A 22,993-nucleotide genomic window follows, 5' to 3' on the forward strand; every position below is an offset into this window, starting at 1 on the left:
ATTTTCATTATTAAAAGTTGACTGATAATCCGAAAGAAATGGCTTTCAGCATCGGGTAATTATACCCGTCCCCGCTGTTCCCTCCGCTCAGGTCACGGTCTGAACCGTAAATATTGGTCACATCGGTATCCCTGGTCCATTTGTACAGGGAAGACCAGGTCCACAGGTTTTCTCCGGATATATATATCTTGGCCTCCGACGCCCCGAACCTGGACACGAAATGTTCCGGCAGGGTATATCCCAGCTGAATATTTCTCAGCCGGATATAGGACACATTCTGCAAATAGCGGTCATTGGGGTGATCATTGAGCTGGCTGTACCCCACCAGCCGCGGAAGGTAGGCATCAAAATTCCCCAGTTCCTCGCGGAACATATTATTTTCATGCCAGGCCGGATACGGGTTATAAGGCCGGTTGTACTGCCCCCAGAAACGCGATTCGTTGGAAGGGAACCAGTCCTGTTTAAGCACGCCCTGGAAAAATGCGGAGAAGAAAATACCGTTCCAGTCGGCATCCAGGTTGATCCCGTAAATATATCGCGGTTCGGAATTACCGATAATCGTTTTATCCCCGGGATTATCCACCGTATTTTCCCCGTGATAGATAATATCGTCCCCGTCCAGGTTTTTATACCTGAGGTCACCTACATAATTTTTCCGGGTATTGGTACTTTGCAGGTTCGACTGGCTCGGGGCATTGGCTATTTCCTCTTCCGTACGGAAAAGCCCTTCTACACGATACCCCCATATTTCACCGACCCGTTGCCCTTCATAATAATCGGTAAGGATCTTACGCTCGTTATTGTATTTGGTGATAATGGCCCGGGAATCGGACATATTGACCCCTATGCCATAATTAAACGGTTTGGCATTGACATAAAAACGGTCTTTCCAGTTGACGGCAATTTCCCAGCCTGTAGTTTCGAGATCGGCATAGTTCCCTTTGGGTACGTCGGTCCCGAAAACGGCCGGCAGGGTCGGCCCCACGGTAAACATGTCCTTGGTCCACCTGCGGTACAGGTCGCCCGTAAAACTCAGGCGACTGTCCAGCATGGAAAAGTCCAGACCTATATTCCCGGTAGTGGAGGTTTCCCAGGTAAGGCCGGCGGGAATAACTCCCGGCTGACTGGTCTGCTGCGGGCGGGCATCGTTAATGATACGGCCGGACTGACTGATGGAAAAGTTCTCCAGGAAGGAATACGCATCGATGTTCCCGTTGCCCAGGGAACCGTAAGAAGCCCTCAGTTTCAGGTTGGAAATAATTCCCTGGTCAAGCTTCCAGAACGGCTCTTCGGAAATACGCCATCCCACGGAAGCCGACGGAAAAAATGCCCATTGCTGATCGGTAGGAAATTTGGAAGAACCGTCATAACGGCCGTTGACCTCGAGCAGGTAACGCTCCCGGTAGTTGTAATTGACCCTGAAAAAGCCCCCGGCTATTCTCCATTTCTGATACCCTCCTTCCGTAACCACACTTTGTCCCAGGGCGAGGTTAATGTCATTGGCATCTTCATAGACAATACCATTGCGCCGCGCCAGGAGATTTTTGTAAAGTGACTGCTCATAATTAAACCCGGCCAGAAGGTGTACGTTGTGAACTTCCGAAAAAGTCCTGGTATAATCGGCATACAGGTTGGTGGCTATATATTCGGTAGTCTGTCTTCGTTCTTCTATATCGTTGGTATTGGTCCCCGTATAACCGACAACACCCTCATAGCGGCTGTAAGGCACCTGTACCCGTATTCGTTTCTGCCCGATATCCGTAGTCTGATAGGTGAAATTTCCCCTTAATACCAGGCTTTTATCCAGGAATTCGGCTTTGGCCGAGATCTGGTTCTTCAGAAACCTCCGGTCGGTATCCGTACCATTACGCCCGATATAGTAATCCCCTACGGTATATGCCGCGGGAAACGACAGCGTACCGTCAGGGTTCGTCAGGGGCGCCAGCGGGTGTCCTTCATCGGCCATATTACGCCAGATACCGCTTCCCTCGCCGACATTGAGGGGCTGGTGGTAATTCATCTTCGAGAATTCCATATTGTTCTCTACCGAAAACCAGTCGGTAAGCTGGATACTCCCTTTCGCCCTGAGGTTGTACATCTCGTAATCATCCGGGTTATACCTGAACAACCCCTCCTGGTCATTATACCTTCCGCTCAGGTAAAACGCGGCCTTGTCGTTCCCCCCTGAAAAGGTAAGGTTGTGGTCCTGCGCCAGGAACCGGTCTTTCATCAGTACGTCGTACCAGTCTGTACTGTAAAAATACACATACTCCCCTGTTTCCGGGTCTATTTCATACCGGGGAAGCGACGGGTCTTCCCACCTGCGCTTGATCTCGGCCAGGTATTCGGGCGAGAAAGGCATGGTCTTGTTGATCGCGGTCGGTGTGTTCCCGTTGTCATTCCAGTTAGACCAGGCATCGTTGAAATTCCGGGCCCAGGGGTAGGATTCCGTAATATTATCGGGTATGGTGGTAGGGGACTTGATCGAAAAATTGGTCGTATAATTAATGGAGGTCCTGCCCTCCTTTACCGATTTTGTAGTGATCAGTACCACACCAAATGCAGCTCGCGCCCCGTATATGGAAGCGGAGGCGGCGTCTTTCAATACCGATACGCTTTCGATATCATTGGGGTTCAGCATACGGGGGTCTCCTTCCACCCCGTCGATCAGTACCAGGGCATTCCCGCCCTGTCCTATGGAGGTCGTTCCGCGAACGTTAAACTCGGGAGACTGGGTGGGTTTTCCGTCCAGCATACGGATATTGAGGTTGGGGATCACCCCTACCAGTCCCTGTGAAACATTGGGAACGGGACGGTTCTGAAATACCTCTTCCCCCACCTGGTCTACAGCACCAGTAAGATTTACTTTCCGCTGGGTGCCGTATCCTACCACCACCACTTCGTCCAGGGCGGTGTTGTTTTCCTCCAATGCGACACTCAGGTTTCGCTGTTCCCCGACAGGTACTTCCTGCTCCTGGTAACCGAGATAGGATACCTGGAGTACCGACCCTTCCCCGGATACCTTAATGCTAAAATTCCCGTCAAAATCAGTGGTTACCCCGTTATTGGTCCCTTTTTCCAGAACGGTGGCCCCGGGCAGGGGAACGCCGGACGCATCGGTTACACTCCCCCTGATCTCTATCTCCTGTTGTACGGCCGGCACCGTTGCCGACGGTGCGGGATACAGGATGATCTGGCTGCCAAGCAGCTTGTAACTGACATCAAAATCCTTAAAAAGTCTTTTCAATACTACGGAGAGAACCTCATTATCCGCTTTTACCGACACCTTCCTGGTGTAGTCCAGGTCGCTGTCGTCATACATAAACTTATACGGTGTACGCGATTCGATACGGTGGAGTATTTTTTCCAGGGCAACGTGCTTATAGTGAAGCGTAATTTTCGTATTCTGCCCATAGGTGGAATTGGCGTGGATCTGACACAGGGAGACGGTCAGTAACAACAGGGTAAGTTTCATTTTCAAATGGCTCTTTAGCCTGAAAAGAGAATACTTTTCAGGCTTACACAGTTTTTTCATACTTTTGAAGTGCTTTAAGTGATTAATTGGTTTTGATCACACTGTTTATCGATCGGAAAATGTTGGCGCATTTTCCGATTTTTTTATGATCATTGGTAACGATAGTTTTCTTACTATCCCTAAAATGGCAGGCGGTTATTTACATAGGCAATTGTCGGTTTGGTTTTATTCAATAATTATTTTATTTCCCTCCATACGGTATTTCAGTCCGTAACCGGAACCAAAAGCTTCCATCACCTGCTCAATGGTCTCCACATCAAAACTGGCGGTAAAGTTTTTGTCTTCAAACGCAGTATTCTCATTGACGATCACCACGTCGTAATGCCGTTCCAGCTTTTTGACGATATCCTCGAAAGGAGTATGCCTGAAAATGATCCGGCCATTGATCCACGCGGTATGCAGATCGGCATCGGCCTCCCCCACCTCTGCCCTTTTACGCGCCTTATCCCATACGGCGATCTGTCCCGGTTGCAATACTACGGCCCTGGCCGTACTGTATTTTGTCCTGGCTTCGTATATACTTACGGCCCCTTCTACAAGTACGGTATTGATACTCTTGTCTTCCGGGTAAGACGACACGTTGAATTCGGTGCCCAGCACCCTGATATTCATATCTCCCGAATTTACCACAAAAGGGTGTAAACTGTCCTTTGCCACCCTGAAATAGGCCTCTCCCTCAAGGGTCACCTCCCGTTTTCCTCCCGGAGCAAAACGATCCGGATAGGTGATGGAAGTCCCCGAGTTCAGGGTGATCCGTGTGCCGTCTGAAAGCACGAGATCAAACGTTTTGGCATAAGGCACCGTAAGGGTATTTAAACGGGGCCTGTGATCTGCACCCGCAGAAGGGCCACCGGTATACACCAGCTGTTTGCCTTGTTGTTTTCCCACTACATTTCCGGCAGGATCTTCTACCACGACACTGCCGTCTTCCCGTATGATCTTTACGTTACCGTTATCCAGCCGAAGGGTAATGGCCCCTTCCGGGATGTCTTCACCCTGCTGCCGTTCCTGACCGGTACCGGAAAGATGTGTATAGGCCAGGGCACCCAGCCCCAGCATGACGACAAAAACAGCCGCATAGCGGAGTATATGAAAAGCAGCCCTTTTGCGAAAGGTAACCGACCGTTGCAGAACCTGCCATTCCCTGTCCATATCCGCCTCTCCGGAAGAATCCGGAAACCGCGAAGCCACATATGCCGCCTTTACGCGATAGAAATAATCCCTGTTGGCTTCCGAGCGGTTGACCCAACGCAGTAGCTCCTTCTTTTCTTCTTCAGAAGCCAATCCCCTAAGATAATGTAGTATCTTTTCTCTTTCCATACGTTATCGCGATACGCTGCTATCTGTTAACAGTTTTGCAGTTCGTAGTTTATGGTTTATAGTTTGAATCAACTAACAACTAAGAACTAAGAACTAAGAACTAAGAACTAAGAACTGTATATATAATAAACGACTAAAAGGAAGAGGATACGTAACGGAAGGGTAAAAAAAATCAGAATAAAGTCATGAATTCCCTCAGCTGGAACCGCATAAACTTGATGGCGAGATGAATATGGGTATCGACAGTTCTTTTCGAAATTCCCATATCTTCGGCTATTTCCCGGTTTTTCATGCCTTCGAACCGGCTTTTCACAAAAACCTGGCGCTGTTTGTCGGGAAGGGCCGCAATGCTCTGCCGGATCTTGTGCTCCAGTTCCTGCTGAAGTATCTCTGAAGCCGCTTCGTTCTGCACAAATTTCACCGGGTCGGACAGTTCCCTGTCGTAGATATCTCTTGATTGCTCCAGGACTACCTTGCGGTGTTTCAGGTAATCCAGGCATGCGTTCCTGGTAATGGTATACAAAAAGCTGCTCGTTATCCTGTGGATATCTTCCCTCTTCTGCCAGAGCTTGCAGAACACATCCTGTACGATCTCCCTGGCGTCTTCCGGATCTTCCGTATACGCCCCGGCCAGATGGTAAAGCTTGTCGTAATACAACCTGAAAAGAATTTCAAAGGCCCTCTTATAATCCTTTTTCAGAAGATCGTTAAAGGCCTCCCGGCTTATATTTATATCTGTTTTCTTCAAGGTAGCATTTTAGGAATCCGGATGTTAAATTAAGTAAAACTTATCAAAACAAAAATATAACTCCTGAAAAATGACTAAATGATGTTATGGTTAATAATGTTTTAAGAATATGTTAGGGAGGTGGCCGGTGGCTGAGTGCCGGAACGCAGTGATCGGTATATCGAAGCCCCCGGCTTACAAGTACAGACTACGAACTAAGAACTAAGAACTAAAAAGTTAAATTCCCCCCTTCATTGCGGAAATAGTAAGAGTTATAGTATTTTTAGGGCAGCAACTAACACTAATTCAAGTAATCCATGAAAAAACGATTACCCCTCTTCTTAATGGCAGTGCTGTGCTCGATAACTATTTATGCGCAGGAATACTTCCCGAAAAACGACGGTGTCAGGACCACCGACAACAGTTATACGGCTTTTACCAATGCCACTATCTACGTAACCCCCGACAGGGTTATCGAAGGAGGCACCCTTCTTATCCACCGCGGAAAGGTTGTGGCTGCCGGCAAAAAGGTATCTGTTCCGGATAACAGCCTGATTACTGACCTGGACGGCAAGTACATTTATCCTTCTTTTATCGATATCTACAGTGATTTCGGGGTACAGAAACCCTCCCGTCCCGCGTCCCGGGGGCGTACCCCGCAGTACGACGCTTCCCGAAAAGGGTATTACTGGAACGACCATGTAATGCCGGAAAAGGAGGCCGGTGATCATTTTACCTTCGATAATGCCAGGGCACGTGAATTGATCAAATACGGGTTCGGAGTGGTCAACACACATGTTCCCGACGGTATCATAAGGGGCACGGGAATGCTGGTTGCACTGGATTCTGCCGATGCCTACGACCAGCGTATCCTGCAACAGAACACTGCACAGCACCTCTCCTTTTCCAAGAGTGTGGCCTCGGCACAGAACTACCCGACTTCGCTTATGGGCGCCATGGCACTGATACGGCAACTGTACCGGGATGCGGAATGGTATGCCGGCGGACATGCCGATAACAGGGACCTCTCACTCGAAGCCCTGGTCCGCAACAGGACGCTGCCGCAGATCTTTGAAACGGGAAGTTACCAGAACGACCTTCGGGCCGCAAAAATCGCAAAGGAGTTCGGCCTGGAATACATCCTTAAAGGGGGTGTTGACGAATACCAGCGTATCGATGAGATCAAGGCTACGGGTGCGCGCTTTATACTTCCCCTCAATTTTCCCGATGCCTATGACGTTACCGATCCCATGCTGGCACAGCGGGTGGCCCTGGCCGATATGCGGTTGTGGAACCAGGCCCCGGGAAATCCGGCCGCCCTGGCAGCACACGGTATTCCCTTTGCCCTTACCTTAAACGGGCTTAAAAACACCTCCGGGTTCAAAACCAACCTGAAAAGGGCCATTGATTACGGCCTGGACAAGACTACAGCCCTCAAAGCGCTGACCACCGTACCGGCACAACTGCTCGGACAGGCCGGACATATCGGGCAGCTGGACAAAGGGAGTTATGCCAATTTCCTGATCACTTCCGGGGACATTTTTGATGAAAAGACCACCCTGTATGAGAACTGGGTACTCGGTCAAAAGCATATCATTACCGATATGGGCACCCGGGATATCAGGGGACAATACCGGCTTTCGGTAGCCGGAGAGGAATACACCCTCACCCTGAAAGGCAGTATCGAAGAACCGTCTGCGGAACTGAAATCGGATACCACTGCACTGAAATCGAAAATAACCTATAAAAACGGCTGGATAAACCTGTTTTTTACCCCGGAAGACAAGGAAGGGTTTACCCGTCTTACAGGAAAAGTAAAAGATGAGAAGCAACTGGAAGGAAAGGCCATAACCGCCGGGGGCACCGAAAGCCGCTGGACAGCCGCGAGGCAGAAGCCCCATACTCCCGGGGACAAGGACAAAAAAGACAGTTTTATCCCCCAACGCCTTCCCATAACTTACCCGAACAAGGCCTACGGTTTTACCAGGCTGCCTGAAACACAATCCGTATTGTTTAAGAATGCTACGGTATGGACCAGCGAAGATACGGGGATACTGGAACAGACCGACGTACTGGTAAAAAACGGCAGGATCGCCCGTATCGGCAAAGACCTTCCGGCTTCCGGAGCCACGGTTATCGATGCGACCGGAAAACACCTTACGGCGGGAATTATTGACGAACATTCCCATATCGCCGCCGCATCGGTCAACGAATCCGGCCATAATTCGTCGGCCGAAGTGTCTATGGAAGATGTTATCGATGCCGACGACATCAATATCTACCGCAACCTGTCCGGCGGGGTGACCACCATACAGGTGCTTCACGGTTCGGCAAACCCCATAGGCGGACGCTCGGCCATTATCAAACTCAAATGGGGACTTCCGGCCGATAGGCTTATCTATGAAAACGCCCCGGAATTCATCAAGTTTGCCCTCGGGGAAAATGTAAAACAGTCGAACTGGGGTTCCGCACAGACCGTCCGTTTCCCACAGTCGAGAATGGGGGTCGAACAGGTATATGCCGATTATTTTCAACGGGCCCGGGAATATGCCGAAGCCAAAGAAAGCGGGAAGCCTTTCCGTTTTGACTATGAAATGGAAACCCTCGCGGAGATCCTTGACGGAAAGCGCTTTATCACCTGTCACTCCTATGTACAAAGCGAGATCAATATGCTGATGAAAGTGGCCGAAAGATTCGGTTTTACCGTAAATACCTTTACCCATATCCTGGAAGGGTATAAACTGGCCGATAAGATGAAGGCCCACGGGGTACTGGGGGCTTCCACCTTCTCCGACTGGTGGGGCTATAAATTTGAGGTCAACGATGCGATACCTTACAATGCCGCCATTATGGAAAGCCAGGGACTGAACGTGGCCATCAATTCCGACGATGCCGAAATGTCGAGAAGGCTGAACCAGGAAGCGGCAAAAACCGTGAAATACGGCGGGGTACCTGAAGAGGAAGCCTGGAAAATGATTACCATAAACCCGGCAAAAATGCTGCACCTCGACCACAGGACCGGAAGTATCAAGGAAGGCAAGGATGCCGACCTGGTACTGTGGAGCGACCACCCGCTTTCGGTTTATGCCGTTGCCGAGAAGACGTATATAGAAGGAGTGCCCTATTACGATTACTCCCTGATGCAAAAGGCGCAACAGGATATGGTACGCGAGAGAAATACACTTATCAACCAGATGATCGAGGCCAAAAACAAGGGCATGAAGACCCGGGCCCCGGAACAGAAGGCGGAAAAACACTTTCACTGCGATACCGAGGTGTATGGCCTTTAATACAAGGCTGTCATTCAGAACAGCCTGTCCCGGGCATCGGGGGAGCGCAGCGGAGTCCGGCCATTCGGCCGGCAGGGATGAATCTCCGCCCCGGCCCAAAGGAAATTCAACAACAGTACCGAAAGCCCGGAGATTTAACTGCGTTGAGCCCTTCGGGGTTCTCCTGCGCCGGAATGACAATAAACCAAACTAAAAAACCAAACCATGAATACGATCAATACGCTAAACATATTCTTTATACTGTGCGGCATGTCGCTGCTGCAGGCACAGCAGACCCCGGCGCCGGAACAACAAGGGGCCGTTCTCATTACCGGGGCTACGGCACATATAGGCGACGGTACGGTAGTAGAGAACAGCGGCATAGGTTTCCGGGAAGGCAAAATAATCTATGCGGGGCCGCTTTCCGGGGTAGCAGCAGGAGATTACGACCGGGTTATCGACGCTTCGGGCAAGCATGTCTATCCCGGTTTTATCGCGGTAAATTCCACACTGGGCCTGGTGGAGGTAGATGCGGTACGGGCCAGTGATGACGAGGCTGATGTGGGAGACTTTCTGCCTCATATACGCAGTCTTATTGCCCATAACACCGAATCCCGGATTATAGAAAGCTGCCGGCCCAACGGTATCCTGATGGCTCAGGTGGCACCCCGGGGCGGAGTGATCTCCGGGACCTCCTCAGTAGTACAGCTGGATGCCTGGAACTGGGAAGATGCCGCCCTGAAAGCAGACGACGGCATACACCTGCACTGGCCGAATGCGTTCAGGTCTTCCGGACGAAACTTTGCAGGACCAACTGCTTACAGGCCCAATAAGGATTACGATAAGATTATCCGGGAAATCAACGGTTACTTTGCCGGTGCCCGAACCTATCTCAAAGGAGAGCGCTCCCCGGTAAACCTCCCTTTCGAAGCGATGGAAGGGCTGTTTGACGGCTCCCGCAAACTCTATATCAACGCTGATGGCGAACGGGAAATTACCGATGCCGTAAACTTTGCACTGGACCAGGGTGTAAAGTATATGGTGATCGTAGGAGGTAACGAAGCGTGGAAAGTAGCCGATATGCTTCGTAAGCACCAGGTCCCCGTAGCCCTCAGCAGGCCTCATCGCCTGCCCGTAGGAGAAGATGCGGATGTAAAGCAGCCATATAAACTTGCAGCCCTGCTGGCCGAAAAAGGCGTGGTTGCGGGACTGGAAATGAGCGGCGCCATGGAGCGTATGAATACCCGGAACCTCCCTTTCTATGCAGGCACCTTTGCCGCATACGGACTGGACCGGGAAAAAGCGGTACAGATGATCACCCTCAACAATGCCCGGATACTCGGTATAGACAGGATAGCCGGTTCGCTGGAAACCGGGAAAGATGCCACGCTGTTTATTTCAGACGGGGATGCCCTGGACATGCGTACCAATATACTCTCCCACGCCTTTATTCAGGGCAGGGAGATCAGCCTGGAATCGCACCAGACTGCACTCTGGAAACGTTATACGGAAAAATATAAGACCGAACAATAAACACAGTTCATTCTGAGCGAAGCGCAGCGGAGTCGAAGAATCTCCGCCCCGGCCAAAGGAAATTCAACAACAGCACTGAAAGCCCGGAGATTCTTCACTGCGTTCTGAATGACATTTTATGCCCAAACTAACAACTAACAACTAAGAACTAAGAACTACACCAAAGATTCGTATTTTTGCGCAAAAGCCGGTAAAGTGAAAACCATAAGCAGCGTACAGAACCCCCTGGTAAAACAGGCGGTACAACTCCAGGAAAAGGCAAGGACAAGAAAATCTTCGGGATTATTTGTCCTGGAAGGGAGAAGAGAACTTTCCCTGGCCCTTAAAGGAGGGTTTGATATCACCACCGTCCTGGTTCATGAAGCCATCTGTGACCCCGAAGAGGTTGCGGCATTGTGGAAAGACACCGGTGTCCCCGTTCCGGAGTGTATCGGTATTTCTGCCGGGGTATACCATAAGCTGGCCTACCGCGACACTACCGAAGGGGTCGTGGCCATAGCCCGAAGCAGGCGCCACACACTGGATACGCTGCGGCTACACAGCAAAAATCCGCTGATACTCGTAGCCGAAGCCCCGGAAAAACCGGGCAATATAGGCGCCTTGCTGCGTACGGCCGATGCCGCCAATGCCGATGCGGTGATCATCGCCAATCCCAGGACCGACCTCTATAACCCCAACATCATACGTTCCAGCGTGGGTTGTGTGTTTACCGGAAATATTGCAACGGGAACCACGACAGAAGTCATCGCTTTTCTGAAAGACCGCAATATTCATATGTACGGAGCAGCACTCACTGCCTCGGTACCCTATCATACGGTAGATTTTACAGGGGCCTCGGCCATTGTGGTAGGTACGGAAGCTACCGGGCTCAGTGAGGAATGGTTACGAGGTACGGACCGGAATATTGTTATTCCCATGGAAGGAGAGATCGATTCCATGAATGTCTCGGTAAGTGCCGCCATTCTTATCTTCGAAGCTAAAAGGCAGCGGGGGTTCGGAGGCCAGGCACACCTCAATCGATAAAATCCTGAAAGATGATATTGGTGGCTTTCCAGATCTCAATGATCTCATCTTCGGGCATCCCTACCTTGCTGAGCATGATCTTACTATCGTTCATGATCACATTTACGGCATGGGGCCTGTTGACCTCTTTTTCTACCCTTCCTATAAAAATACCCCTTTCGCGATTGACCAGTACATAGGTGTCCCCGAAAATGACTTCATCCATACGGGATACCGGTTCTCCTATCACATAGGAAATCCCCCTGAAGGCGAAAGAATACACCATATCGGTAGCCTGAAAGGCGCGGGACCCCGGTTGAAACTGGAACGGGAAACGATACCGGGGCAGGCTTTTTAAAAAAACTTCATTGTCCCGCTTGGTGACATACTGGTATTGCAATTCTTTGGGTACGGTAATAATTCCCCGTAAATCAGTAGTTTCTGCGGCATTATTGAAAAACAGCCGGTTGAGGTCTATGCTGTATTTTCTGCCGATCTCGATAAGGCGCGCATAATCCAGGCTGTTTCGCTTCTTCCAGGTAGAAATGGTGTTGGCCCTAACCTCCAGCAGGTCGGACAGCTCCTTATTGGTCTTTAACCCCAGTTCCAGTTTAAGGTTGTCCAGGATTTCCTCCACACCGGGTTCCGTTTCGCTATCCGCGTGATGAAAGGGTTTATCAGTATTCAGGTTGTTTGTTTTATTGCGCTTCATTTTATTCACCTCGATCAAAGATATCCACAGATTTCAATCCGTGAATAAAAGTTAGTAATATCATTAACGGGGGTATGGGATTCTTAGTATCCGGATATGCAGAATATTACGAACCGGTGGCTGAGTGCCGGACAGGCGGAAGAAGGAGTTTTGTGTAAACTTATCAAATTTGATCTATGAAGACAAAAACGTCATCTCCATGTATGCGGTTGCTTAAACGTTAGTTGGGATGACAAATTTGTCTATCCGATCAAATCCTGGAAAATCATATTGGTAACCTTCCATCGCTCCATGATCTCGCTTCTGTCCATCCCGATGCTGTTCTTCATCATCTCGTTGTCCCTGGTAATGACATTGATCATGTTCCTGCTTCCCTGCTGCTGCTCTACCCTGCCTATAAACAGGCCTCTTTTTTCACTGACAATCACATAGGTTTCCCCGTATTGCAGTTCTTTTTCGATGAGATCAGGTTCGCCTATCACATAAGAGACTCCCCGGAAGTTAAAGGAATGAGTGGCATCTGCCATTTGAAATGCCCTGGCGTTTTCGCTGTACCGGAAGGGAAACCGGTATCGCGGCAATGTTTCGAGGAAGGCGTTCTCCCTTCTCCTGGTGACATACTGGTATTGCAGTTCGCGGGGGACCGCAATAATATCGTTGTGCTGCGGGCTGGCAATATTATTCAGGAAAATCCGGTTCAGGTCCATACCGTATTTTTTTCCTATCCCGATCAGGCGGGCATAATCCAGGCTGTTGCGCTTTTTCCAGGTCGATATGGTATTGGCCCTCACTTCAAGCACATCGGATAACTCCCTATTGGTCCTGACACCAAACTCGGTTTTCAGATTGTTCAATACGGCTTCTGCACTGGGCATTCCGTCAACATAATCGCAATGATCCGTGCTGACGGACTGCTTGTCTGCTTCAAAACGTTTCATTATATCAGGTTGTTTCAGATCATCCGCAGTCCGTAGAGGGGTGTTACTACAGGTATCGGGTGTAATTATAATTTCATAACAATAAACTCACTTCTTCTGTTTAGCTGATGTTCTTTTTCACTACAGGTCACGCCATCGGCACAGCCGTTTACCAACCGGGTCTCTCCGTAACCTTTACCACTGACCCGATCCGGGGAAATACCTCCCTTTTCCAGGATATAGTTTATCGTCGATTTTGCCCTTCGTTCCGACAAGGCCTCGTTATAGGCATGACTGCCCCGGCTATCGGTATGTGAACGGACATCTACCCTGAGCTCGGGGTACTTCTTTAATACCGCAATAACCTTGCCAAGTTCTATTTCCGACACCTTGCGGATAGACGAACCGTCGAAGTCGAAATAGATCGGTTTCAGTCCGAGTTTTTCGGTAAGATCGTCTCCCGTGGTAAATTCTGTCCGGTCTTTTACCAGCTCTACCAGCAATTCCCTTTTCTCTTCATTCCCAAGGGGCGTTACCCACTGCTCCCTGGTCAGGTAATCTGTTTGTGTTGTTCTCAGGTTATACCCTTCAAAAGGCCATACGGGAACGCAGAAGCGTCCGTCCGCATCACTGCTTACCGTGGCCAGGATCTCGTTATCCTTATCCCTTATACCTATTTCGGCCCCTGCCACGGGCGTACGGCGTACACTGTCTATCACCCGCCCGCAAAGGGTAGCCTCCAGGCTTATCGGTGCCCCGGACACGCTGTAAATATTGTCGAAACCGCTTTTTTCGCCCCTGTTGGAAGAGAGAAACCCTGTTCCGTCCTTACGCATGACAAAGCCGAAATCGTCCCGTTCGGTATTTACGGGGGGGCCAAGGTTTACTATACGGGATTTCCCGAAAGGCCCTTCCAGTACGGTAAACACATCGAGCCCGCCAAAACCGCTATGCCCGCCGGAGGCAAAGTACAACTGCCCCTCTTCGTCCAGGTAGGGAAAGGTTTCCTTACCGGGCGTATTGATCTCTTCTCCGAGGTGCTCCACGGTGCCCAGACTGCCGTTCTCTTCTATACCGACCCTGAAAATATCCGTATCCCCCAGGCTTCCCGGCCGGTCGGACACAAAATAAAGATGGGTTTCATCGGCGCTGAGTGCGGGGTGTGCCGTAGAATAGGCATCGTCGTTGATTGGCAGGTCCTCGACGCCGGTCCATTTCTTTCCGTCGAAAGTAGCCCTGTAGATCTTCAGGTGATTGGTACCGTCTTCATCCTTGCCGAAATTCCCCCTGCGGTAATTGTTGCGGGTAAAATACATGGTCTTCCCATCACGGGTCACTGCAGCCGTGGTCTGATGGTATTTCGAGTTGACCCCGCCCCTTATTTTCTGCGGGTTGCTCAAGGTGCCGTCTTCATTGATATCGGCGGTATAGAGTTTAAGGAAGGGCATGACATTCCATTTATGCCTGCGTTTTACAAGTACCCCGGTATCCCGGGCCGAAGATATGACCACCTGACCGTCGCCGTAATAGGCCGTACTGAAATCGGCATAACCGGTGTTGATCCCGGCGTCCTGCAAACGATACCTCGCCGAACCGTCGGCAAGGGTGGCAACAGCGCCGGTAAGTGCGGTAACATCTTCCGGGCTCTGCCCGGTCTTTTCATAAAACCGTGCGATATACCTGTCCGCTTCCGCTTTCCTGCCCGACACACGCAAACACTGTCCGTAGCGGTAGTAATACTCATCCGGGATCTCTGTTTCCCCGTAGGAAAACATCTTTTCATAATGTTTCAGCGCTTCTTCATACCGCGCATTGAAATAATAGGTATCCGCCAGTTTACCGTACAGGCCTGCAGATCCGAAACCCTGTTCCACAAGTGCCTCGTACATCTCGCCGGCACTGATATAGGCATACTTCCCGTAATCTTTATCGGCTTTCTCCTTACGTCTTTCCTGGGACCAGGCAGAAACGGCAAACACGGCCAATACGATAGTAAGTAAACGTCTGTTCATTGATCTCTGGTTTTAGTTTAGAAGAATCGCGGATAGATCATACGGCTTTTCAGGGAGGTAAAATCGAACCTGATAAAGATCTCATGAGATCCCGAATTGTAATTTCCCAGGCTGTGGGTATCGCGGTCGTAAGCATACCCGATCTGTAACCCGGGGGTCACTTCAAACCCGGCCAGGGCGCTCACTGCGGCATCCCACCGGTATGCAGCCCCGAGGGTAAGCCTGTCATACAGCAGGAAATTGGCCGTAAGGTCTACCGACAACGGGGCCCCGGAAACAGCCTTGACCATGGTGGCCGGCTTGAATTTGACGGTATTGCCCAGGTCAAATACATACCCCCCTATAAGGTAAAAGTGCATCCGTTCCCTGGCTACCGACTGCTTTACATCGTCATAGAAATGTGTTTCCAGCATGGCCGGTACCGAAAGCCCTACATACCACTTCTCCGAATGCAGGTAGGCCCCGGCCCCGAAATTGGGCGAGAACTTGCTCAGCCGCCCGGTAAGGTTAGGGTCGTCCTTATCGTAAATATCCAGCCTGTTGTAGTCTACCACAAGGGAACTCCCCCCGGCCATTACCGCGAGGTTCAGCCAGGTATCATATCCCACGCGAAGTTTATAGGAAAAAGAAGCGTTGACATAGGTATCCGTAGACGGGCCGATCTCGTCATTGATAATGGAGAGCCCCAGCCCGTGCCCTTTATAGCTTATGGGAGCATGTATGGAGAACTGCGACGTTTTCGGCGCCCCGTCCAGGCCGATCCACTGCCGGCGGTGCAGTCCGAAAATGCTGGTCGTCCCCCTTGTTCCCGCATAACCGGGGTTTACACTCATAGTATTGTACATATACTGTGTAAACTGCGGTTCCTGCTGCGCAAAAGACATCCCCGTCACCAACAGTCCCAATACCAGTATTATCTTCTTCATCGCTGTGCTTTTTAATAACTCGTTAATTGATATAGAGATACCCCGACAGGTCTCTCGTCGCATTGCCTTCCTTGTATTTGATAATATAGAAATAGGTTCCCGTGGGCAGCATTTTGTTGCTGTTTACGGTAGCCCTTCCGTGTGAATAGCCGTCAAAACGGATGGCACTGTTGTCATATCCGCGCCCTTCATAGACCTTTACCCCCCAGCGGTTGTAGATCTCCACGGTATTGTCGGGGTAGCGTTCCAGTCCCTTGATAAAAAAGAAGTCGTTCCGGCCGTCGCCATTGGGCGACACCCCGTTATAGACGATAAGGTCGTGTTCCGGGGTATCTTCTACGAGTACCTTGGCAAACGTAAATATCCCATAGCCCGATACGGCGGTGGTTACGGTTTTCTCTTCCACATTGGCCACCCCGCCTTCGTCTACCCACTGCCCGCTGATCTCGTCCCAGCGAACGATATGCAGGTCCCTGCCCGTCTCTTCCGCCAGCAATCCGGCAGGAGTGGTCCGGTTGTCCCACGAAAGGGTCAGTACCACGGAAGAGTTTCCGTTAGTACGGTTGATCTCCCAATACTCCGCATCGTCGATCCGGTCGATCACCACCTCTTTTTCCAGGTGCGGATACCGCGTATCGGAATTCTCGAGGATATACTGCGAGGTAAAGTGATCGTCCGGGTTGGCCGGACCGGTAGTAGCGGCCCTCCGGTACATCTTTTCGTCACCGATGGGATATACAAACGCCTCGTTCCCTATCTTGCGCACCTGCCCGTCTACAAAACTCTGGTCGGCTACCCGGTCGTGTGTGGCTCCCTGTTGAAAGGTGACCAGCCCGCCAAAGGCATCGCCATCTACGATACCGTCCTTAAAACCGGCCAGGCCGGAGATACTGATATCCCCCGAAAGTTCGAAGGCCGGTTGCGAGGCCGGGTTGTCAAACAGTATATTATAGAAATCCGAAGGCATATTCCCGGAGATCCGCTGTTTGCCGTATATCCCCTGGAACAGTGTATTCCCGGTGTCCTGGCCCGGTGTAAAACTCACCAGCCCGTCGTTGTTCCAGTTCCCGTAGATATAAAAGATACCGTCGTTCATCACATCGCCGTTCTCCGTATTGTCGAAATGCCCGAGCGTGGACACTTCCGTACCCGGAGCTATGGTCATGGTACCGGTGTTTACGGTCTGGCCCCATGTGCCTTGAAGGGAAAGCGATACGGCCAGGACTGCCGTTAAACCCATGTATGTAGTTTTATAATGCATAATCCTTAATTATTGTTTGGCCCTGCTGGGCAGCATGGGATTGGTAATCACCGTACAATTCCTTGTACTGATAAGAATTTCATTAGTTGCATCTGATTCACAACTATGACCGCCAGTATTTGTAGCTATGGTAATCCTTCTGTATTGGGTATCGGTATAAAGTACAGGCGGCTGATAATTTGCTCCGGTTGCCCCGCTAACCACTTCCCAGGTATTGCCATTATCACCGGAATATTCCCAACGATAGGTAATGGTTCCAAAACCGGTTCCCGATGCATTATTATCAATTTGACCGGGTTGTGTGTTTTCACAGATTTCTTCCCCACCTGAAATACTTCCGGAAGTCGGTTTTTCCAGAACAACAACTTCTATTTCGGCCAATTCGCTTTCACAACTGCCGTTGGTCTGGCTTACGTAATAGGTAGTGGTTCCCAACACATCCGTAAAAGGTGTAGGAGCTGTGGTAGCCGGTACACCTCCTTCGTTCAGGTACCAGTTCAGGGTGTTTCCTGTATCGGCCTCAGCCGTTAAAGCTGCTGCAATATCTCCCTGGCAGTAATAAATGGTAGCCGATCCTACTTCGGGAGGGGTCGAAATCGTTGCGATGGTTTCGGTATGGGTATTGTTTGCGGTATTCGGCGGACTGTACGACGATTCTATATTGCCTCCGTCGTACGCCGTGTTTCCATTTGCCCCTCTGTACTCTACCGTAGCCTCATCCACGTAAGACGTAGTACCCGAAGGAGGCGTTATGGTATAGCGAATGGGATAGGGCATGGTGGTACCCATCCCTGCCAGGGTCAGATCAGCGTTTGATGCACCTCTTGCTATATAGATATGCCGGGTATAGCCCGAACTCGGGGTATTGTTTAGAATGACTTTAGACCAACGTCTTGCTGGAGAACCATTAGTAGTAGTATTTAAATTTGTATAAAATCCTCCCGGAGTGGCACTATCATCATAATCAAAACCGGGAGGAATATCTTTGATGACCACTATACGATTTCTGTTATTATCACTACTACTTCCCGTCCTTCTGTAGGTTGCATCCAGGGTTCCCATATTGGTTACTTGCAATTCATATGTATTTCCGTTGGTTTCATCGAGACAGTCTGACCCAACAGTGTTTTTTTGAAGCATCAAATCTACATTCTCGGCAATCACAGGGGTATTGACCGTAAAGGTGTTGTTCCCCAGGTCAAAATCATCATTATCCACCGACAGTACGGTTACCCGGTTGGAAAGCAAATTGGAAAGCGGTATCCCGTTTAATGTTCCGGTTACCGTAATATACCCTATGGTGTTCGCAGGAATGGTCAGGTTTCCTTCTATCTTGTTTTCTCCCGGTATTTGTGCGATACTGATCGCATCAAACCCGCTGTGTGAGATATTATCGATATGGAACATGGAGGTGGGTATGGGGTCGCCGTTGATGTCTATCAATTCATCCAGGAAGGTAGCATTGGTATAGGGCTGGTCGGTATCGTTGGTCACCTCAATGGTATAGGTAATCTCATTGGCGTTATTTCCGGCAGGAACACTTCTGAGAATATCCTTGTCGGCTTTTTTGGTTACCCGAAGGTTATTGGGCGTAGTAATTTGCAGATTGCGGAGTTCATGATAATTCCACCCTCCACCGGTAGATGCTCCAAAACCTAATTTTAAAAGACTGGGGGGCGCTTCGTTCGTAGTGTAGTCAATTAATTCGGTAAAAGCACCTCCCTGCGTTGTTGTCCATCGTACAATGATCCTGTACGTATTTCCTGTTGTCGGGATGATTTCCAGCTGGACCCGGCGATAAAAAGTACTATAAGACGGGCGTTCCGTAACAGTGGTGTTATAATCAATTACATCGTGCTGGGCATTTCCCGCCTCATCGAGTGCATCAACTATACTACCATTATTCAAAATGGTAACCCCGTCTAAATATCGGTTTGTATTCGAATCGGAAGGACTGTTTGACGTCGTTGGCCCTCTAAGCGCAATGGAATTGGGACTAAGGCCCGAGGAACCTCCATTTTTTCCTTCTGAAGATCTGACAAAGTTACCATAGGCATCAAAACCTACCCCTACATAACCTCCGGTAACTCCTCCTGTATTCGGTGAAGATTGCGTACTGTTTGCGTATGCCAGCGAACCTCCGTAAGCTCCCAGGACAAAGTTCCCCGGACCATAAGCAGCATCAAATAAAAACATGGCAAATCCATCAGCGCCGTGGTACGTATTATCGGAGTTATCCCGCCACATGGTATATTCAAAATCCACAATCAACCCCAGCGTAGATGGGAAAGAACGGTTGATATAGGCATATCCCTTTTGGTTACCTGCCGCCTCCGTCAATCGCAGCCATCCCGCTCCTACCGGGTCGGCTACCCCCGAGGTGAAATAGGCATTGTCGCCAATAACCACATCGGGAGACCCCTGGTTCCTGAAGTCATCGGTAATGGTAAACTGTGCACTTACCGGCTGCACAAACAGCCAGGCAAGTACACAGCTCCATAGTATAACGGATATCTTATTCTTTTTAAATATCATCTATGGTCTATTTTACAACAAAAACAATATTCATAAATGAAGCTGCGGTAGGGCTCGTACCAATAATATCGTAGTGCAGGGTACCATCAGCATCAATAGTTACATTGCCAAATACATTGGTATCGTAATAGGTTACATAATATTCCAATTCCGTTTCTGTCAAGGTAGGAATACCATTGGTTGCCCCCGTACTGCTTACAACCGGGTTACCGAACTGCTCTGTATATTCCTGATGCAAGTCTCTTGTAAACCCAGTTCCCGTAGAAGAAACATCAAAAACAACAGAAGGCATATAAAAGAACTTCGGCATCACTGCTTTAACCTGTCTCAACACCCCACTGGCCGGGTCGGCCACCACCACATTATCAGTACCTGCCCCGGTCTGCAAACCAGCTATCGCCAAGGTATTGGCAGCATCAGCAGTTATTGTCGTCGGATCTGTCAATGCTCCGCCCAATTGTATGTTTCCGTCTGTTTTGGTGAGGCCGTTGTCAGCGGTTACCTGTGCCTGTACCAGATCGCCCAGGTTCAATACGTTGCTGGTGCCATCTTCGTCTACATAAGTCAAGGTTCCGGCTGCGTTGTCTACTGATACAGTAGTCAATGTTTCAAAGTTCGGTACCATCGCACCTAAATCCAAGGTATTGGCTGTACCGTCTTCGTCGTTGTAGGTCAGAATACCGGTTGTTGCGTCGAAGGTCGCTGAGGTTACAGTTTCCTGTGCGTCTACCAAGGCGCCTAAATCCAAGGTGTTGGTAGCGCCGTTTTCATCTACATAAGTCAATGTACCCGCGGTATTGTCTACTGATACAGTGGTTACGGTTTCAAAGTTATCTACTACTGCTGATAGGTCGATCGTTTGATCGGTACCTTCCTCGTTCGTGTAAGTCGCTACACCTGTACCTGCATCGTAAACCAAGTTGGTGACAGTTTCCTGTGCCTGTACCAGATCGCCCAGGTTCAACACGTTGCTGGTGCCATCTTCGTCTACATAAGTCAAGGTTCCGGCTGCATTGTCTACCGATACAGTAGTCAATGTTTCAAAGTTCGGTACCATCGCACCTAAATCCAAGGTATTGGCTGTACCGTCTTCGTCGTTGTAGGTCAAAATACCGGTTGTTGCGTCGAAGGTCGCTGAGGTCAGGGTTTCATTGGCAGCCACCATATCGGTTTGCTGCACCCAAACTACCTCACCGTTTTCATTAGTAATCATCACCGTATTATCAGCACCCGCTTCAATTTTTTCAGGAGTAACTGCTCCGGCTGCTAATTTATCAGTCGTGATAGCACCTTCTTTTATCTCTAATGCAACATCCTTAAAGATCGCATTATTTCCGTTCGTTACTTCAATATCATCAGAAGTCAAGCTTCCTTCAGCAATCGCCACGGGATCTGCCCAGGTTACCCCATTTCCACCTACGTTAGTTACCAAAATTTGATTGGGTGTTCCATTTTGGATTTGTGATACCTGGAGTGTCCCTCCGATATTTTGCAATCTCAGGTTGGCTTCATTTACATCAATACGAACATCGTGCAACAGTGCATCTGCTCCGTCTACAATACTAATTCTTTCGTCGGCATGTGTCAGAAGGTCGCCGGTATTGATGTTAGAGTTAACTAAATTATCTAAGTCAATTGTTGATCTATTACCTTCGCTATCTACATACACCAATTCCTGTGTAGTTTCATCATAACTTAAATCGGTGTTATTCAACTGAATATTGTGGGTAGTTCCTGCCTCATCTTTGAAGTTCAGCTGATTGGTGTTTTCGTCATAAGACAACTCGGTAAGTGTCTCATTGCTGTTTACTACATACTGTAAGTATTCCTCAACCGTAGTATATGTATCGCCATTGACCTCAACAGGTCCGCCGTTGACGATCTCGTCAAACTGGTTTACTACCGATGCAGGTATATCAATAGTTACGGGACTGCCGTTACCACTGTCAAAAGTATAGGTGCCGTCACCGTTATCGGTCAAAGAGGATTTATCTACCGTACCCAATACCGTACCGTCTTCAGCAGTAAGCAAGACCGTGCCGTCACCATTGTCTACCAGCTCTACTCCCGCGCCGTTGTTGATGTTGGTTACGATCTCGTCGATAGCGTCCTGGACGTTATTCGAGGCCAGCCCGCTGGTGGTATTGTCATAACCGCTTGCTCCAGCATTGGTGTCGATGGTTGTGATCGTGTTGCCGGCGGCATCCGTAAAGGTATATACCCCGTCGACTTCCGTAACACTCGTCGTGTTCGCATCAATCGTGGTTACTGTACCATCTACGGAAGTATGGGTATAGGTTCCGTCGCCGTTATCCACCAGTTCATCCGTAGTTCCGTCAAGCTGTGTCTTGAGTTCTTCCAGGGCGTCCTGTACATTGTCCGAAGTAAACCCGTTGCTGCTGTTATCAAAAGCAAGGGCATCGGCATTGGTGTCGATGGTTGTGATCGTGTTGCCGGCGGCATCCGTAAAGGTATATACCCCATCCAGTTCTGTAACACTCGTCGTGTTCGCATCAATCGTGGTTACTGTACCATCTACGGAAGTATGGGTATAGGTTCCGTTGCCGTTATCCACCAGTTCATCCGTAGTTCCGTCAAGCTGTGTCTTGAGTTCTTCCAGGGCGTCCTGGACATTATCTGAAGTAAAGCCGTTGCTGCTGTTGTCAAAAGCAAGCGCATCGGCATTGGTGTCGATCGTTACGGGACTGCCGTTACCACTGTCAAAAGTATAGGTGCCGTCACCGTTATCGGTCAGCGAGGATTTATCTACCGTACCCAATACCGTACCGTCATCAGCGGTAAGCGAGACCGTGCCATCGCCATTGTCTACCAGCTCTACTCCCGCACCGTTGTTGATATGGTTTACGAGCTCGTCGATAGCATCCTGGACATCACCTGCAGTCAGGCCGCTGCTACTGTTATCATACGTAATTGCATCCGCATTAGTGTCGATGCTCGTGATCACCTGGTTGTCGCCGTCAAGGAAAGTATACACTCCGTCCACAACATTGACCGTAGTTGTATTCGAATCAAAGGTCACCACCGTACCGTCTACTGCAGTATGGGTAAACGTACCGTTGCCATTATCCACCAGTTCATCCGTGGTTCCGTCAAGTTGTGTCTTGAGCTCTTCCAGGGCGTCCTGTACATTGTCTGAAGTAAACCCATTGCTGCTGTTGTCAAAAGCAAGGGCATCGGCATTGGTGTCGATCGTTACGGGACTGCCGTTGCCACTGTCAAAAGT

Annotated in this window: 13 protein-coding genes; 3 read left to right on the forward strand and 10 right to left on the reverse strand. The window is 49.7% G+C overall.

Annotated features, from left to right (window positions below; translation table 11 throughout):
• Positions 1-10: 10 nt before the first annotated feature.
• The 3 genes from DN748_RS17170 to DN748_RS17180 all read right to left on the reverse strand — a co-directional run bounded on the left by DN748_RS17170 (position 11) and on the right by DN748_RS17180 (position 5,603).
• On the reverse strand, positions 11-3,535 hold the full coding sequence (locus DN748_RS17170) for a SusC/RagA family TonB-linked outer membrane protein (RefSeq protein ID WP_201741517.1): 3,525 nt from the start codon (positions 3,533-3,535) through the stop codon (positions 11-13).
• A 165-nt stretch (positions 3,536-3,700) separates the two neighbouring features.
• Positions 3,701-4,855: a FecR family protein gene (locus DN748_RS17175; RefSeq protein ID WP_112373067.1), complete on the reverse strand. Its 1,155-nt coding sequence runs from the start codon at positions 4,853-4,855 to the stop codon at positions 3,701-3,703.
• Between the two features lie 172 nt (positions 4,856-5,027).
• Positions 5,028-5,603, reverse strand: a complete 576-nt coding sequence (locus DN748_RS17180) for an RNA polymerase sigma-70 factor (protein WP_112373068.1) — start codon at positions 5,601-5,603, stop codon at positions 5,028-5,030.
• A 296-nt stretch (positions 5,604-5,899) separates the two neighbouring features.
• Here DN748_RS17180 and DN748_RS17185 point away from each other — a divergent pair, with 296 nt between their 5' ends.
• From DN748_RS17185 to DN748_RS17195, 3 genes are all read left to right on the forward strand, one after another.
• A complete protein-coding gene (locus DN748_RS17185; RefSeq protein WP_112373069.1) occupies positions 5,900-8,872 on the forward strand; it encodes an amidohydrolase family protein in 2,973 nt (990 codons plus the stop codon).
• A 204-nt stretch (positions 8,873-9,076) separates the two neighbouring features.
• The gene (locus DN748_RS17190) at positions 9,077-10,384 is read left to right on the forward strand and encodes an amidohydrolase family protein (protein ID WP_112373070.1); all 1,308 of its coding nucleotides are present in this window, start codon (positions 9,077-9,079) and stop codon (positions 10,382-10,384) included.
• 195 nt (positions 10,385-10,579) lie between these two features.
• Positions 10,580-11,407 (forward strand): TrmH family RNA methyltransferase, encoded by an 828-nt coding sequence (locus tag DN748_RS17195; RefSeq protein ID WP_112373071.1) that lies wholly within the window; start codon positions 10,580-10,582, stop codon positions 11,405-11,407.
• On the opposite strand, the gene DN748_RS17200 is transcribed toward DN748_RS17195, so the two are convergent.
• The 7 genes from DN748_RS17200 to DN748_RS19155 all read right to left on the reverse strand — a co-directional run.
• The gene (locus DN748_RS17200) at positions 11,397-12,098 is read right to left on the reverse strand and encodes a helix-turn-helix domain-containing protein (RefSeq protein ID WP_146746639.1); all 702 of its coding nucleotides are present in this window, start codon (positions 12,096-12,098) and stop codon (positions 11,397-11,399) included. The two genes, DN748_RS17195 and DN748_RS17200, sit on opposite strands and share 11 nt — an antisense overlap.
• Before the next feature lie 242 nt (positions 12,099-12,340).
• Positions 12,341-13,036, reverse strand: a complete 696-nt coding sequence (locus DN748_RS17205) for a helix-turn-helix domain-containing protein (RefSeq protein WP_112373073.1) — start codon at positions 13,034-13,036, stop codon at positions 12,341-12,343.
• 65 nt (positions 13,037-13,101) lie between these two features.
• Entirely contained in the window at positions 13,102-15,027 is a 1,926-nt protein-coding gene (locus DN748_RS17210; RefSeq protein ID WP_112373074.1) for an OmpA family protein, read from the reverse strand.
• Between the two features lie 17 nt (positions 15,028-15,044).
• Positions 15,045-15,953, reverse strand: coding sequence for a PorP/SprF family type IX secretion system membrane protein (locus DN748_RS17215; protein ID WP_112373075.1), 909 nt, complete (start codon positions 15,951-15,953; stop codon positions 15,045-15,047).
• A gap of 22 nt (positions 15,954-15,975) precedes the next feature.
• The gene (locus DN748_RS17220; RefSeq protein ID WP_161554598.1) at positions 15,976-17,193 is read right to left on the reverse strand and encodes a gliding motility-associated C-terminal domain-containing protein; all 1,218 of its coding nucleotides are present in this window, start codon (positions 17,191-17,193) and stop codon (positions 15,976-15,978) included.
• A 30-nt stretch (positions 17,194-17,223) separates the two neighbouring features.
• On the reverse strand, positions 17,224-19,749 hold the full coding sequence (locus tag DN748_RS17225) for an Ig-like domain-containing protein (RefSeq protein WP_112373077.1): 2,526 nt from the start codon (positions 19,747-19,749) through the stop codon (positions 17,224-17,226).
• A gap of 7 nt (positions 19,750-19,756) precedes the next feature.
• Positions 19,757-22,993 (reverse strand): beta strand repeat-containing protein (locus DN748_RS19155; protein ID WP_112373078.1); only part of this gene is annotated, 3,237 nt, incomplete at its 5' end.

It is taken from the genome of Sinomicrobium soli (assembly GCF_003285545.1).
Lineage (GTDB): Bacteria > Bacteroidota > Bacteroidia > Flavobacteriales > Flavobacteriaceae > Sinomicrobium.